This is a genomic window from Paenibacillus sp. NRS-1782 (assembly GCF_050467685.1).
GTDB classification, from domain to species: domain Bacteria; phylum Bacillota; class Bacilli; order Paenibacillales; family Paenibacillaceae; genus Paenibacillus; species Paenibacillus terrae_A.
The window spans coordinates 1-639 of record NZ_JBITPH010000115.1; the positions used below are offsets into that span (position 1 = coordinate 1).

At 36.2% G+C, this 639-nt stretch carries 1 pseudogene; it reads left to right on the top strand.

The window, feature by feature from the left end:
• Nucleotides 1-435 (top strand): annotated as a pseudogene (locus ACIFQM_RS24910) (hypothetical protein); the annotation flags it as partial.
• Between the last annotated feature and the right edge of the window lie 204 nt (nt 436-639).

Sequence of the window (639 nt, forward strand, 5' to 3'; positions counted from 1 at the left end):
ACAACTAAAATTGAATATTTCCTACAAGATCAAAAACTTCTGATTGATGGAGTTAAGCAGGATGAATTAATGGTTAAAGAAATTAATTCAGATTTTTCATTAAACGATGTTCCTTCTGGTGGAACTTTTGCTGGAAAGTTTGATTATTCTTATAATTGGGTAAATGTAGGGATTTCTATAGGTGCAGGGATCATCTCAACGATTACTAAAGTACCTGTTTCAACCATTCTTACTGTGATTAGTATTTCGGCTGGGATGAATACTGTAGCTTACTTTACGGTATATCAATATTCGTATCCTCGAACATGTGGAGTCATACCTTACGCACATCATGTGATATTTTATGAGAGTGCTTCACGGACGAAAGTAACTGGCGTGTTTGACACCGGAAAATTCTTTAGTTCACAGCCCTCCCCTATAGGCTGTACACCATGACTAAATTACTAAAGCGGTACGTAGGGATTATAGTAAGTTATGCTTTAGGTATAGGCATATTCTACGTCCTTGGATATAAGTTTGATATTATGATGCTTTATATCATTTTGACTTCGATCATAATTGGAGAGGTAATCAATTTTGCTTTATCAAAGCGAGAAAAATGAACAGATCAGCAGCTACACCAAAGGAACCTCTGTCCCC